The sequence below is a fragment of the Tenacibaculum sp. 47A_GOM-205m genome (genome assembly GCF_000518405.1).
Taxonomy (GTDB): domain Bacteria; phylum Bacteroidota; class Bacteroidia; order Flavobacteriales; family Flavobacteriaceae; genus Polaribacter; species Polaribacter lutimaris.
Window position 1 is genome coordinate 157,452 of record NZ_JADN01000003.1, and the last position, 15,825, is coordinate 173,276.

General features: G+C 31.8%; 14 protein-coding genes. 12 read left to right on the forward strand and 2 right to left on the reverse strand.

Translation table 11 applies throughout. The features are described from left to right. Positions 1–66: 66 nt before the first annotated feature. Genes N534_RS0100795 through N534_RS0100810 form a run of 4 tightly spaced genes read left to right on the forward strand, consistent with a single transcriptional unit; the run spans position 67 to position 4,448 of the window. Complete coding sequence (locus N534_RS0100795; RefSeq protein ID WP_028890660.1) at positions 67–2,247, forward strand: glutamine synthetase III; 2,181 nt, start codon at positions 67–69, stop codon at positions 2,245–2,247. Further along, a complete protein-coding gene (locus tag N534_RS0100800; protein ID WP_038005162.1) occupies positions 2,247–2,708 on the forward strand; it encodes a GNAT family N-acetyltransferase in 462 nt (153 codons plus the stop codon). Before N534_RS0100795 ends, N534_RS0100800 begins: the two co-directional genes overlap by 1 nt. 19 nt (positions 2,709–2,727) lie before the next feature. After that, entirely contained in the window at positions 2,728–3,222 is a 495-nt protein-coding gene (locus N534_RS0100805; protein ID WP_038005165.1) for a GNAT family N-acetyltransferase, read from the forward strand. 47 nt (positions 3,223–3,269) lie between these two features. Next, positions 3,270–4,448, forward strand: a complete 1,179-nt coding sequence (locus tag N534_RS0100810; protein WP_028890663.1) for an AIR synthase related protein — start codon at positions 3,270–3,272, stop codon at positions 4,446–4,448. Positions 4,449–4,499: 51 nt separating this feature from the next. Here N534_RS0100810 and N534_RS0100815 read toward each other — a convergent pair whose 3' ends face one another. Beyond that, positions 4,500–4,931: a DUF6265 family protein gene (locus tag N534_RS0100815; RefSeq protein ID WP_028890664.1), complete on the reverse strand. Its 432-nt coding sequence runs from the start codon at positions 4,929–4,931 to the stop codon at positions 4,500–4,502. A 78-nt stretch (positions 4,932–5,009) separates the two neighbouring features. Here N534_RS0100815 and prfA point away from each other — a divergent pair, with 78 nt between their 5' ends. From prfA to N534_RS0100850, 7 genes are all read left to right on the forward strand, one after another. Next, positions 5,010–6,086 (forward strand): peptide chain release factor 1, encoded by a 1,077-nt coding sequence (gene prfA / locus N534_RS0100820; protein ID WP_028890665.1) that lies wholly within the window; start codon positions 5,010–5,012, stop codon positions 6,084–6,086. A gap of 365 nt (positions 6,087–6,451) precedes the next feature. After that, entirely contained in the window at positions 6,452–9,172 is a 2,721-nt protein-coding gene (locus N534_RS0100825) for a tetratricopeptide repeat protein (protein ID WP_028890666.1), read from the forward strand. Positions 9,173–9,460: 288 nt separating this feature from the next. Next, entirely contained in the window at positions 9,461–9,880 is a 420-nt protein-coding gene (locus N534_RS0100830) for a hypothetical protein (RefSeq protein ID WP_147418485.1), read from the forward strand. Positions 9,881–10,069: 189 nt separating this feature from the next. After that, on the forward strand, positions 10,070–10,684 hold the full coding sequence (locus N534_RS0100835; RefSeq protein WP_028890668.1) for a hypothetical protein: 615 nt from the start codon (positions 10,070–10,072) through the stop codon (positions 10,682–10,684). Positions 10,685–10,799: 115 nt separating this feature from the next. Next, positions 10,800–11,321: a hypothetical protein gene (locus N534_RS0100840; RefSeq protein ID WP_028890669.1), complete on the forward strand. Its 522-nt coding sequence runs from the start codon at positions 10,800–10,802 to the stop codon at positions 11,319–11,321. A gap of 608 nt (positions 11,322–11,929) precedes the next feature. After that, complete coding sequence (gene rpsU / locus N534_RS0100845; protein WP_028890670.1) at positions 11,930–12,118, forward strand: 30S ribosomal protein S21; 189 nt, start codon at positions 11,930–11,932, stop codon at positions 12,116–12,118. Between the two features lie 183 nt (positions 12,119–12,301). Next, positions 12,302–12,571: a hypothetical protein gene (locus N534_RS0100850; protein ID WP_028890671.1), complete on the forward strand. Its 270-nt coding sequence runs from the start codon at positions 12,302–12,304 to the stop codon at positions 12,569–12,571. A gap of 101 nt (positions 12,572–12,672) precedes the next feature. Here the strand turns inward: N534_RS0100850 and N534_RS0100855 are convergent, their stop codons facing one another. After that, positions 12,673–14,814 carry a S46 family peptidase gene (locus tag N534_RS0100855; RefSeq protein WP_028890672.1) on the reverse strand — a complete coding sequence of 714 codons (2,142 nt, stop codon included), beginning with the start codon at positions 14,812–14,814 and terminating at the stop codon, positions 12,673–12,675. A 537-nt stretch (positions 14,815–15,351) separates the two neighbouring features. On the opposite strand from N534_RS0100855, the gene N534_RS0100860 reads away from it, so the two are divergent. Further along, a complete protein-coding gene (locus N534_RS0100860; RefSeq protein WP_231517290.1) occupies positions 15,352–15,783 on the forward strand; it encodes a hypothetical protein in 432 nt (143 codons plus the stop codon). The last annotated feature ends 42 nt before the right edge of the window (positions 15,784–15,825 follow it).

The following is a 15,825-nucleotide window of genomic DNA, read 5'->3' on the forward strand; positions in this document are numbered from 1 at the left end:
GGTATGTGTTTTGAAGATAAAAAATTATGTATTTTTGAAATGTTTAACTTTTATACCTTATTATATATGTCAGTTTTAAGATTCAGTGCATTACAAGAGGTTTTACATAGAAAACCTATCGTTTTAGAAGAAAAAGAACGTCGTTCGGAATTGTTTGGCAAAAACGTATTTAACGAACAAGCGATGCGTCAACATATGACAAAAGAAGCTTACCAAAGTGTTATGGATGCAATTGAGTTTGGGACGAAGATAGATAGAACAACTGCAGATCAAATTGCAGTAAGTATGAAAGATTGGGCCTTATCTAAAGGAGCAACACATTATACACATTGGTTTCAACCATTAACAGGATCTACGGCAGAAAAACACGATGCATTTTTTGAAACTATTGATGGAGGTGCGATGGAAAAGTTTGGAGGAGGTCAGTTAGTGCAACAAGAGCCAGATGCCTCTAGTTTTCCAAATGGAGGAATCCGAAATACTTTTGAAGCACGTGGTTATACGGCATGGGATCCAACATCACCAGCATTTATTTATGGTACTACCTTATGCATTCCAACAGTTTTTGTAGCATATACAGGTGAAGCGTTAGATAATAAAGCACCATTATTAAGAGCGTTACAAGCTGTAGATACTGCTGCTACAGCAGTGTGTAAGTATTTTGATAAGAATGTAACAAAAGTAAACGCAACCTTAGGTTGGGAACAAGAATACTTTTTAATTGATACGGCATTAGCAGCGGCACGCCCTGATATCATGATGACAGGAAGAGCATTGCTAGGACATGCTCCGGCAAAAGGTCAGCAGTTAGATGATCATTATTTTGGATCAATACCTACAAGAGTATTGAACTTTATGCGTGATTTAGAACATGAATGTATGCTGTTAGGTGTTCCAGTTAAAACGCGTCATAACGAGGTAGCGCCGAATCAGTTTGAATTAGCACCAATTTTTGAAGAAGCCAATTTAGCGGTAGACCATAATTCATTATTAATGGATGTCATGGAAAAAGTATCGCAACGTCATAAATTTAAAGTGTTATTCCATGAAAAGCCGTTCGCAGGAATTAATGGTTCAGGAAAGCATAACAACTGGAGTTTATCTACCAATACAGGAGTTAATTTATTAAGTCCGGGAAAAACTCCAATGAAGAATTTACAATTCTTAACCTTTTTTGTAAATACCATTAAAGCGGTTCATGATTATGAAGAATTAATAAGGGCGTCTATAGCAAGTGCAAGTAACGATCATCGTTTAGGGGCAAATGAAGCGCCACCAGCAATCATATCAGTTTTCATAGGTTCACAATTATCTGAGGTATTGGATGAATTAGAGAACGTTACCAAAGGAAAATTATCACCAGAAGAAAAAACAGATCTAAAACTAAATATTGTAGGTAAGATTCCTGAAATCTTATTAGATAATACAGATAGAAATAGAACTTCACCTTTTGCCTTTACAGGAAACAAGTTTGAGTTACGTGCTGTAGGTTCATGGTCTAACTGTGCAGGACCTATGACAGTACTAAATACGATTATAGCTAGACAATTAAATGAATTTAAAGAAGAGGTTGATAAGTTAATTGATACAAAGAAACTTAAAAAAGATGAGGCGATATTTAATGTGTTAAGAGAATATATTAAAGCATCAAAAAGTATTCGATTTGAAGGAGATGGGTATGGAGAAGCTTGGGAAAAAGAAGCAAAAAAGAGAGGTTTATCAAATAATAAAACAACTCCAGAAGCTTTAAAAGCAAAAATTTCTAAGAAAGCAATTTCACTTTTCGAAGAAATGGGAGTAATGAATAAAGTAGAAGTTGAAGCACGACATGAAATTGAATTAGAAGAGTATTCAAAAAAGATTCAAATAGAAAGTAGAGTATTGGGTGATATCGCTAGAAATCATATTATACCAACAGCTATTCAATACCAAAATACGTTGATAGAAAATGTAAGAGGATTGAAAGAGATTTTTGGAAATAATTTTGAAAAATATGCCAATGAGCAAATCGATTTAATTCAAAAAATATCGCTTCATATTGCTGAAATAAATTCAAAAGTTGAAGATATGATTGAAGAACGCAAAAAAGCCAATAAGCTGGAAGGGCAGAAAAATGCAGATGCATATTGTAACAAAGTAAAACCTTATTTTGACGAAATTCGTTATCACTGTGATAAGTTAGAGTTAATGGTTGATGATAACCTTTGGCCTTTAACTAAGTATAGAGAGTTATTGTTTACTAGGTAATGAGTGATAAAATAAGTTTAGAAAGGTTAAATTCCACTCACGAGAGTTTTATTCGTCTAGTAAAAGAACTAGACGAATACCTCTCAGGAATTAACGGCGATCAAAATACTTTTTTTAAGGAATTTAACACGATAGATAAACTACAGTATGTAGTGGTGTGTTACATAAACAAGGTAGCGGCAGGTTGTGGTGCTTTTAAGCGAATTGATAATAGAACTGTTGAGGTTAAACGTATGTACGTTAAACCAATATACAGAGGAAAAAATATAGCAACCTTGATTTTAAAAGAACTGGAAGAATGGGCAAGAGAAGAGAAGTTTAGCTCTGTTGTTTTAGAAACTAGTAAAACCATGCAGCCAGCGGTACATTTGTATAAGAAAAATGAATATGATGTTATACCAAACTATGGCCCTTATAAAGTTGTAGAATCAAGTATATGCTTTAAAAAAACATTGAACTAAATAGTTTAAGGTAAATAATATGATAGAGGTAGTTAAACTTACTCAAAATCATTGGAAGGAAGTAGCTGAAATTTATAAAGAAGGTATCGCTACAAAAAATGCTACGTTTAGAACAAAAGTTCCTAGTTGGGAGGAATGGAACACCTCACATCATCAACATACTCGGTTTATAGCTATTGAGGATAACAAGGTATTAGGTTGGTGTGCTATAGCCCCAGTATCAACAAGATTTGAATATAGAGGAGTAGCAGAAGTAAGTGTTTATGTGAAGTTAGGAGTATTAGGAAAAGGTATAGGAAGTTTATTGATGGATGCTGTTGTAAAATCTTCAGAAAACAATGGTATTTGGACGTTATATTCAAGTTTATTTCCCGAAAACGAAGCAAGTGTTAAACTACATGTTAAATATGGCTTTCGAAAGATAGGTTATCGAGAAAAAATAGCAGAATTAGATGGAGTGTGGAGAGATACCGTATTGTATGAAAGACGAAGTAAAAAACAATATTTACTTTGATAGTTTCCTGTTTTTAAAGTAATTTCGCGGCAACAACAACACAACACATGAGTAACGAAGTATCTAAACGCTACGCACAACGCGGAGTATCGGCATCTAAAGAAGATGTACACAACGCAATCAAGAATATTAATAAAGGATTATTTCCAAAAGCTTTTTGTAAAATAGTTCCTGATTACTTAACAAATGATGATGATTACTGTTTAATAATGCATGCTGATGGTGCAGGAACAAAATCGTCTTTAGCTTACATGTACTGGAAAGAGACAGGAGATATTTCTGTATGGAAAGGTATTGCTCAAGATGCTTTAATCATGAATATTGATGATTTATTATGTGTAGGTGCTACAGATAACATTATGTTGTCATCTACAATCGGACGTAATAAAAGCAATATTCCAGGAGAAGTTTTATCAGCAATTATTAACGGAACAGAAGAGTTAATTAATGAGTTAAAAGGATTCGGAGTAACGATTCATTCAACAGGAGGTGAAACTGCCGATGTAGGAGATTTAGTTCGCACAATAATCGTTGATTCTACAGTAACTGCTCGTATAAAACGTGCTGATGTAATTGATAATGCAAATATCAAAGAAGGAGACGTAATTGTTGGTTTAGAGTCTTTCGGACAAGCTACTTACGAGAAAGAATACAATGGGGGTATGGGAAGTAATGGATTAACTTCTGCACGTCATGATGTGTTTCATAAATATTTAGCAGAGAAATACCCAGAAAGTTTTGATGCATCTGTACCGTCAGATTTAGTGTATTCAGGAAATACAAAACTAACAGATGAGGTAGCAGATTCACCAATTGATGCGGGTAAGTTAGTGTTGTCACCAACAAGAACGTATGCACCTATTATTAAAGAAATTTTATCAAAATATTCTTCTGAAGATGTGCATGGAATGATTCACTGTTCAGGAGGAGCACAAACAAAAATTTTACATTTTGTAGATAACTTACATATTGTAAAAGATAATATGTTTCCAATTCCACCATTATTCAAACTAATACAAGAACAATCAAAAACAGATTGGAAAGAAATGTATCAAGTTTTTAATTGTGGTCACAGAATGGAATTATATGTATCTCCAGAAGTAGCAGAAGATATCATTGCTATTTCAAAATCATTTAATGTAAACGCACAAGTTGTTGGTAGAGTAGAGGCGTCTGATAAAAAGCAATTAACTATTAAAAGTGAATATGGAACTTTTGAATATTAATTCAACAAGATAAAAGTAATATAGAATCCTTAGAGAAATCTGAGGATTTTTTTATTTCATTTTATCAAAAACAAAATCAATAGAAAACTCATCGTTAGCTACGGTAGCTTTTAGTTGACCATTCTCTTTCCAGTAATGGATAGAAGTAGGGAATTCATTCAGTTTATTTTCCGCAGTAAAAGAAGTATCTGTTTGTTGTGTAAAGGCAAATAAAGTAGGATTTTCATTTACACCAGTTACTTGTAAAAACAACGAATCGTTTTTAGTAATGATGTGTAAGATCTCTTTAAATACAGTATCGTTTTTTTGTAAGGAAAAACCAATTCCAGAAAAATCATTTTCCCAAAACTCGTAAGTCCTTTTATCAGCTTCGTTATGAACACGTTCCCATTTACCAAACAACCAAGTAGGTTTTGTGATTTTCTTTTCTTGCTGACAAGAAAAAAGTAGTGTACAAATAAAAAATAAGATTAAAATTCGCATAACAAAAGACTTAATGAACTAAAGATATGAATAAAATTAGATAAAAAATCGTAAATTCGCACCCCAAGAAAAGATACTATGCTAGATAAATTACAGATAGTTAAACAACGTTATGATGAGGTTTCAGACTTAATCATCCAACCAGATGTTATTTCTGATCAGAAACGTTATGTACAATTAAATAAGGAATATAAAGATTTAGGAAAGGTTGTAAAAAAAGCAAACGAGTATGAAACTTTATTAAACAATATAGAAGAAGCCAAAGAAATTATAGCAGACGGTTCGGATGCAGAAATGGTTGAAATGGCGAAAATGGAAATGGATGAAGCAAAAACTCGTATTCCTGAATTGGAAGAAGAGATTAAGTTTTTATTAATTCCAAAAGATCCAGAAGATTCTAAAAACGCTGTAGTAGAATTACGTGCGGGTACTGGTGGAGATGAAGCGAGTATTTTTGCAGGTGATTTGTTTAGAATGTACACCAAATACTGTGAAAGTAAAGGGTGGAAAGTTTCTACGGTAGATTTTTCTGAAGGAACTAATGGTGGATTTAAAGAAATTCAGTTTGAAGTTACAGGAGAAGATGTATACGGAACGTTAAAGTTTGAAGCAGGTGTACACCGTGTGCAACGTGTACCACAAACAGAAACTCAAGGACGTGTACATACATCAGCAGCAACCTGTATGGTATTCCCAGAAGCAGAAGAGTTTGATGTAGAGATCAACCCTAAAGATGTACGTATCGATTTCTTCTGTTCATCAGGACCAGGAGGTCAGTCGGTAAACACTACGTATTCAGCAGTACGTTTAACGCATATTCCCACTGGGTTAGTGGCGCAATGTCAAGATCAAAAGTCGCAGCATAAAAACAAAGAGAAAGCGTTTAAGGTATTACGTTCTCGTTTATACGATATGGAGTTGGCGAAGAAGCAGGAAGCAGATGCTGCAAAACGTGGTTCGATGGTAACTTCAGGAGACCGTTCTGCAAAAATTAGAACGTATAACTACCCTCAAGGACGTGTAACCGATCATAGAATTGGATTGACCTTATACGATTTATCAAACATTGTAAATGGAGATATTCAGAAAATTATAGACGAGTTAATGCTCGCAGAAAATACTTCTAAACTAAAAGAATTAGGAGAAACAATTTAATAAGAAGACGCTACCAAATGGTAGCGTTTTTATTTTATCGAAAAAGAAGCCTCTACAACCCTATAGAGCGGATAAATAAACCTTGATTTTCAGGCGCGTTAATCTTTTATCCCTATTTCAAAAAAAAATCGACAAGCCTTTATATTACCTTTCTTTCAACTAGTTTTTTATTTAATTTAGTCTTTTGAAAAAGATTAACTATGTTTAGCTCCTACACCATTCGTTATAGTATATTATTTTTTACTTTTTTAATCAACCTTACACTCTTTGCGCAAGAAAAAAGTCAGATTCAACAAAAAAAGATAGACTCGCTTACGGCTATTCTTGATAAACAATCTTTTTCAGATAGTCTGACAGTAATCAGAATGAACACACTTGCTCATCTTTTGGTAAGGGAAATGCAATTAGATTCAGCGATAAGCTATGCTCAAAAAGCAAAAAAAATATCAAAAAAGCTAGGTTTTAAAATTGATGAAGTAAATGCTTACAATATCATTGGGATTGCTAATGTGTACAAAGGCGAGTACCCGGAAGCTCTAGAAAATTATTTCGAAGGCTTAAAAATATCTAAAGAAATTGATGATAAATGGGGGATAGCAAATTTATATAACCACATCGGGATTACTAATATGTATAGAGGGAACTATCCTGAAGCTATAAAAAGTTATTTTGAATGCTTAAAAAGATTTGAAGAACTCGGACATAAAAAAGGAATTGTTAATGCTTACAATAACATTGGGATTATTTATAAAAATCAAGGTAAGTATCCAGAAGCACTAAAAAATTACTTTGCAGCCTTGAAAATGTATGAAGAAATAGGGAATAAACATGGAATAGGGATGTCTTACAATAACATCGGGAATGTTTATCAACTTCAAGGTAAGTACTCTGAAGCTTTGAAGAATCAATTAAAATCTTTAAAAATAAAAGAAGAACTGGGTATTAAGCAGGAAATAGCAGGTGCCTATAATAACATTGGAGTTATTTATAAAGAGCAAGGTAAGTACCCCGAAGCAATGGAAAATTATTTTAAATTTTTAAAAATAAGTGAAGAAATAGGGGATAAATCGGGAATAGCACGAGCTAATAATAATATTGGGCTTGTTAAAATAGAATTAAACCAACTGGCTTCTGCTAATCAACACCTCGAAAAAGCCTTAACTCTTGCTAGAGAAATAGGAATGAATAGTCTTATCAGAGACGTTTATTACAATTTTACATTAGCAGATAGCGCCCTAGGTAATTATAAAAATGCTTACGAAAACCACAAGCAGTTCATTGTATATCGCGACAGCTTAATTAACAAAGAAAACGAAAAGAAAAGTCTACAAGCATCTATAAGGTACGAATACGAGAAAAAGACTGCAGTTATCCAAGCAGAACTTAAAACTAAAAAACTACAGCGCAACGTAGCGTATGCAGGTTTAGGGGTTATGGTAGTGTTAGCCTTTTTTAGCGTTTATTCTTTCAGGTTGAGAAATAAAAAAATAAAAGTAGAGAAACAGAACCTGGAATTGCAACGTAGAGAGGTGGAAACTATTAAGGAAACCGAGCAGTTTAAATCTCGTTTTTTGACAAATATTTCACATGAGTTTAGAACACCGCTTACTTTAATTAACGGACACCTAGAAGTATTAAAAGAAAACGGGCGGAAAGAAGATTTTTCTCATTTTGATGAAATGGAACAAAACGGAAAAAGGCTTCTTACTTTAATCAATCAGTTGCTTGACCTCTCGAAAATGGAAAGCGGACAATATAAGTTGAAATACAAAAAAGGAAATGTACTGAACGAAGTAAGTATGTTGGTACAATCTTTTCATTCGTATGCAGAACAACACGGAATTTCGCTTATACTGCAACAAACCGAAAGAGCAAAAACTTTGATTGAAACCTCGTTTGTCTACTCACCAGAAGCTTTAGCTGTTGTTATAACTAATTTAATTTCTAATGCTATAAAATATACGCCTTATGGAGGAAGCGTAAAGGCTACTATAGATTATAAGGATGACAAGTTGTTTGTAAGTATTTCTGATACAGGAAAAGGTATTTCAGCGGAACATTTACCTAAAATTTTTGATCGCTTTTATCAAGTGGATGAACCAGGACAACGTGCTTATGCTGGTTCAGGTATCGGACTAGCTTTGGTTAAAGAGTTGGTAATGCTGCACGGAGGTGATGTTATGGTAGAATCTCCTTCCGAAAGAGGTTGTGTTTTTACTTTTTGGCTAGAAAGTTCAGAGGCTGAAGATGTCGAAAGTACAGCATCAACTCCTCAAAATATTGCGTTTCCAATTAAAGAAGAAAACAATATTACTAATGATGAAGAAGGAGGTACAGAGCTTCCTTTGGTGCTTGTTGTGGAAGATCAATCTGAATTAAGGAGCTTCATAGTTCAAAATCTAGGAGATGAATACTGTTATTTAGAAGCGTCAAATGGTAAAGACGGAATTAGGTTAGCACAAGAATTATTACCCGATTTGATTATCAGTGATGTTATGATGCCTGACACAGATGGTTTTGAATTGTGTGAAACACTAAAAAGTAATGTGGTTACTTCTCATATTCCAATTATGTTATTGACTGCAAAAGCAGAACAAAAAGATAAACTTATTGGCTTGGAAACAGGAGCTGACGATTATTTGACTAAACCTTTTTCACTGAACGAGCTAAAGCTCCGTGTAAGAAATATTTTGAGTTTTAAAGAATTGCTCCGTAAAAAATTTGAAGGAAATACTATTCCTACGGCAGAAGAAACTTCAGAATTGAATAGCAGAGATAGAAAATTTGTAGATGATATAACACAATCAGTAGAAAAAAATATTTCCAATTTACAGTTTGGGGTAAATGTTTTGGCAGAAGACGTATTTCTGTCAGTAAGTCAGCTTACTCGAAAGCTTAAAACTATCACAGGAAAAACTCCTGCCGACTTCATCCGTAATATTCGTTTAGAAAAGGCTGTTGAACTATTGAAAAACGGTGAGAGTGTAGCAGATGTTACTTGGGAAGTCGGGTTTAAAGATTCAGTTTATTTTAGTAAGGTTTTCAAAAAACATTTTGGCTTTTCGCCTTCTTCGGTAAAAAGATAAAACACATCATTTAGCGTATTAATTTTACAAAATTTTAGACCTGATAAGTTTTTAAACTTATCAAGTCTGTTTTTTTTATGTGTCTGGTATTTATTGTTTTATGGTTTTTTTTAATTGAAGAATGCGTAAAAAACACCAAGTTTTTGCATGATTTTTACCAAAGGGAAATAATGAAACACCTGTACATTTGAACCTATAAATTCAAACAAAAAACATTTGTATTTATTCATGTATAATTTAACAAAATTCAATTCTTAAAAAATGTTTAACAAACTAATTATTAAAAAAATGATGAAAACAAAAGTACTTCTAAGATTAACAATACTGATTTTAGCAACGACTATGTTAGGTTCTTGTGGTAGTGTGACACCATATCAAACTGGAATTAATTCTCAAACTCAACGAGTAGATTCAAAGTTAAAAAGAAGTGATTATAGTTTGATTGAGAAACCATTTACAGGAACTGTGGTGAACAAGAAAAGGTTTAAAAAATACACAGTAGATCAATTAAAAGAGGCTGCTTTTATGGAAGCAGAAAAGGCAGCTATAAAAAGTGGAGCAGATGGTGTGTTGAATCCTGTATTTATGGTTGATCAAAAACGTAAAAGGTTTTTTGTTACAGCTCGTGTAAAAGGTTATAAATTGAAAAGCGATGATGAGTATCTTGATATGGAGAACAACTTAAAGCATAATCCAAATAAAAAGTAGTCTTTTACTTATTAAACTTAAAAGAGCTAAAATAACAAATGAGATTTTAGCTCTTTTTTCAAATTAATTATGATGAAATAGAAGTGCTTAGTCTTACTGTTTTTTTTGCTATTTATTTTTTACTAAAGTTAAAAAACAAAACTTAAAGATCGAAAATTAGATTAAGCTGAATCAATTAAATTTATAAAAATGACGAAAATTAAAATACTAGCAATACTAGTAATAGTCTTTACCGTTAGTTCATGCAGTAATAGTGATGACTCTTGTATTGAGTCTGTTTGGTATGAGGATAGTGACAAAGATGGCTTTGGGAACTCTGAAGTAACTCAATTATCATGTACTCAGCCAGAAAACTTCGTTTCTAATTCAGATGATATTGATGATACAAATGCCACTCTAAATCCTAATACCGTTTGGCAGGGGAGTAAAATTACTTTTACAAAAGAAGATAATGCTGACTGGACACAAGAAGCAAACCAAGATAGGATAACTGACAATGTTTGGATTACTAGAGCAGATTATCATGGTATTTTTAATATTGCGGTAGAAGATTATTATACTAGGGCTTTAAACCCTCCATCAGATACTCAATGGGCAATTGGAACAACAGCAGATATTGGGAGCTTAACTTTTCAATACTGGGAAGACATGAAAAATAGTTACCCGTACCCGGATAGTATAGTGAATCAAGATTTGGTTGTTCATTTAATAACTGATAATATTTACATAGATATTAAATTTACAGCTTGGTCTATATATGATAATGGAGGAGGGTTCAGTTATGAACGATCTACAAAGAATTAACTTTTACTGAGAAGATGTGAATTCAATGGCTACAAATAGCTAAGTTTTGTGGTCATTGTTTTTATAAATTAATAACTAAACTGAAACTTAGACTAAACCGTTTAACAGACTAATTATGATGAAATACAAGTATTTAATCTTACTATTTTTTCTTTGCATTTTATCTTTTACAAAGGGACATGCACAAAATCTTAAGCTCGAAAACCTGATTAAGTTAAACCAGTTAAATTTAGAAGAGTTTCAAGAGTACATGTATGGAAATCAATTCTCTTTCCTCCGTGCTAAAACAAATAGCAAAACAGATACCATTTCGTTTGTTAATAAAAAAGATGTCGTTGCAGGATTTATTGTGTCCAAAAAAACGAACACGGTATTCGTGGAAAATATAAAGGAAGATTATTTTAAGGAATTAAATAGTGATTTGAAATACCCTGACTTTATTTTGGTTGAGACCAAGATAAAAACAGAAAATATATTAGAGAAAATATATGTCAATAAAAAAACAGAAAATATTATTCAGGTGTCTGTGATTTCAAATAACAAAAAATCAAATCAGATTGAAAACAAGTATAAATTTACAGTTTTTACACCGACTAAGTATGTTTATAGAAAGTATTTATCAAAAGTTAAAAAATAATTTATAAAATTTAATTTACGGGGGATAACTATACAGCTTGTTTTGGTTTTAATATAATTCATGATAAGTTAGTTATAATTAATTTGAGTGTTTTTTGTGGAATGAAACGGAATAAAAACGTATTGAGAATATAATTTATAAACTTCTTGATACAGCTTTTTTTATGTTTCATCGAAAAAAACTATTCGATTCTCGAACTATACATAAGCTTTTACCCTTTAAGTAAAGCTTTTTTGTATAAGGGGTTGACTTATTTAAATATAAACAAATGTATTGGATAGGGTACTAAGTAATAGTAATCAGAAATAATAACGCCTTTTTTATCAAAATAGAATTAGAACTCGGAATTCTTGTAGAGCCGATAAAGAAACCCTACCTTTGTAGGGTATTAATGTTCTATTCCTTTTTCAGGAGAAAATCTACGAGTCTTTGTACTATCTATCTGTTTTTACTTCAGTTTTTTAGTCTTCAGTTGCTTTATAAAGCATTTTCAATAGAATTTTTAATCTAAAATAATATCGTATAAAATCACAGGCTGCATTGTGTAGTACTGTGAGATAATTTGTATGATTTAAAATTAAAATGTCTAATAATTAAAATCACATCATATGTTAAGAATAGTTGTAAAAGAAGGTGAAAATATTGACAGAGCCTTAAAACGTTATAAACGTAAGTTTAGAGATGTAAAAGTTTTACAAGAGTTGAGAGAGAGAAAACAATACACTAAACCTTCTGTAACTAAAAGAGCTCAAGTGCAAAAAGCAGCTTATAAAGAGCAATTGTTTAAAGAAGAATAGTTTTAAAACTATATAAAATAGAAAAAACGCAACCAATTTGGTTGCGTTTTTTGTTGTAGGAGTGCCATATAGTAAGCTATTCTATAAATAAAAAGATATTTTCCTTAGGGTTAATTTAGTGTCCTATTTTAAGAAGTAAGTTCTTTAGTTATTTGTCTTTTATGAATTTTAAAAATATTTAACATGAAGATTATTATTTCAAAGCTATCAGTTGAAAATACAGATTTAAGGGATTATTACTTGATAAATGATGTTTCAATAGGATTAGAATTAGTACTAAAGCAAAAAAACATAATTGAAAATAAAGAAGTGTTTAATAAGTTAGAGGCTTTAAGTAAAGAAGCAAAAAAGTTGCCTATTTCTTTATGGAAAGAATTAGATTTTAATAATCAAATTAAAGCACGTAATATTGGGCTTGAAGCGTTAGAGATTATTAATGAAATGACAGAGTGAAAACTTTTTTCAGAAAAAAGAAAGTTAGTTGCAATCTAATAGAATATAAAAACCGCAACCAATTTGGTTGCGGTTCTTATTATTTTTAATAATAATTTAAATTATTCTACAATAGATAATTCGTCTACAATACGTTTAGCACCGGCATATTTGTCGATTAACCAAAGTACATATCTAATATCCACATTAATGGTACGTTGTAAGTTAGAATCGAAAATAACATCGCCAGCCATTGCTTCAATGTTACCATCAAATGCTAAACCGATTAATTCACCTTTTCCGTTTAAAACTGGTGAACCAGAATTTCCTCCTGTAATATCATTATCAGACAAGAAGTTAACAGGTAATTCACCTTTACTGTTAGCGTATCTTCCGTAATCTTTTTTCTCATAGATGTCTAACATATCTTTAGATAAATCAAATTCGCTATCGTTTGGCTTGTATTTTTTTACCATTCCTTTTAACGTTGTGTAGTTGTTAATGCTAGCATCGTTACTAGGGTCTTTAGGTAATGCTCTTACTTTTCCGTAAGTTAAACGTAAAGTAGAGTTAGCGTCTGGATATTTAATATTACTTAAACCAGACTTACGTAAACCATCTACTAATAATCTAAATGACTTTTGGTAATCGTTTAAAGGTTGTATTAAGTTTTCAGGTTGCTCTCTATATTTACCTAATAATTGAGAAGATAAGATATATAATGGGTCGTTAGCTAACAATTCTTTATTTGGGTATTTTAAGAAAGCTGTTGCACGTTCTTTAGATGTAAAAATACTTAATTCGAAAATAGAATTTACATAATCATTAATGTCTCCATCTTTAGCGATTTTAGCTACAATCTCAGGCAATTCGTAATTTGCTTTAGCTGCATATAACTTAAGTTGCTCAGCTAAAATTTCTTTCTCTAAAGGTAAATGGTAGTTTGTGTAACTACTTTCTATAAAAGCATTCAATCTAGGCATTAAATTCTTACGAGCAGCTTCGTTAGCATTAATATAAGATTCTAATCCTTTACCAATTTGATATGGTAAAACAGCGAATTTACTAGAACGTAATAATAACATTAAGTAGTTGTCGTGTTTTGCCTTGTTGTTGGTTAAGCTGTAGTAATTGTTAATGTTAGTAACAACATTTCCGTAAGTAGCTTTGTTAGACTTTTTGTTAGCCCATTTGTCAAATTTCTTTTCAACTTTACGTTTAGTTTCGGCAGTTTTATGAGCTGTTAAAGCGTCAATCATACCTTGTCTGTTCTTCCAATAGTTGGCAATTCTAGCATATTGAGAAGCATACATTAAGTTGATAGATGCATCTTCATCCATATATTTCTTCATCACATCCATACTAAGTTTAGATCCTTCTACCCAAGCAGGATATGCGTAGTTTACGTTTTGCTCGATTCCTTCAGCTGGCATCCAACGGTTTGTTCTACCAGGATATCCTAAAATCATTGCAAAATCATTTTCTTTTACCCCTTTAATATTTACAGGTAAGTGGTATTTTGCTTTTAATGGTACGTTGTTTTCAGAATACTCAGCAGGATTTCCTTTAGCATCGGCATACACTCTAAATAAAGAAAAATCTCCTGTGTGACGAGGCCACTCCCAGTTGTCTGTATCTCCACCATATTTACCAACTTTATCAGAAGGTGTACCTACTAATCGTACATCTTTATAATCTTCGTAAACAAAATAGTAATATTCATTACCTTGGAAAAAAGAACGTACAGAAACTGTGTATTTACCACCTTCGTTGTTTTCTTTTTCGATTTTAGCAATTTCTTTGTTAATAGTAGCTTCACGTTCTTTTTCTGTCATAGAATCGTTTACTTTAGATAGGATACGTTCTGAAACATCATCCATTCTAACAAAGAACCTTACAAAAAGACTTTCTGGTTTAAGTTCGTCTTTTAATGTTTTAGCCCAATAACCGTTTTTAAGGTGATTTTGCTCTTCTGAAGATAATTCTGCAATAGCATCATAACCACAGTGGTGGTTTGTAAGTACTAAACCGTTATCTGAAATAATACTAGCAGTACAACCACCGTTAAATTGAACGATAGCATCTTTAAGGCTTTGGTTGTTAATGCTGTAAATTTCCTCAGCTGTTAACTGAAGTCCCATTTTTTGCATATCACGTTCGTTTAAACGTTTGATATGCATTAAAAACCACATTCCTTCATTGGCAAATAATGAAGCAGGAAGTAAGATTAAAAAAGCAATTAAAAAAAGGCTTGTTTTTTTCATAATATAATTTGAATAATAAAAAATTAGGTTGATTTTTTAGTTAGAAAATTGTCTTTAAAAACTGAACAAGGTTAAGGTGCCTGTTTAAGAACTTCACTAATTAAACAATCAGTTTGTAAAAATACTTAATAATTCATTTAAGGTAAGAAGAGGAAACGTTAAAAAAAATGGAAGAAAGCATATGTTGAATTAAAATAGTTTTAACTGTATTGATAGTGAAGAAATGGGTTATTATGGTTTAAAAATAAAAACCCTTACAAACACTGGGTTTGTAAGGATTAAAAGTGGAGACGCCGAGACTACAATACTTTGTTTTATTTAATTCTATTTTATTATTGAAAAACATTAATACTAATAAATACGGGGTTTTTGGTGCTTTTTGTTTACTTATTTATTAAATAAGATAAAATAGAATAAATGAATGGCTGACTAAATGCTGACTAAATATTGTTATCTTTGTTGAAAAACGATATGGCAAAGATTAAGTTTATTCTACAGGGAAAATCTAGTAATTCTCAAATCTATTTAAGGTTGTCTTTGAGTAAGAGTATTTCTTTTAAGAGAAAGACAGGGTATTTTATTGACTCTAAAGAATGGAGTAAAGCAACAGGATATCCAAAGACGAACAATCTTTTTAATAAGAACTTAAAAGTAGATCTTAAGAATTTGGAGGTTTATATAGAAAAAGAGCTTAACACGAGCAATACAAAAGGAATAAAGGTGACTTCTTTATGGTTGCAAGAATCAATCGCTAAATTTTTAGGGAAGTCAGAGATAAAGGAAATAGATTATTTAATTGCTTATACCGAGCAATATATTGAGAGGCTTAAATATAATGCCAATAAAGACGGTAAGAAAGGAGTTTCGGAATCTACTATAAAGAAGAGAACTACAATTCTTAATAAGTTGATTAAGTTTCAAGAAAAGAAGAAAATAAAGTTTAGAGTAAAAGATGTTGATTTAAAATGAGAGATAAGCTTTTTTCTAGTAGAAAAGGAAGAAGTCTAAGAA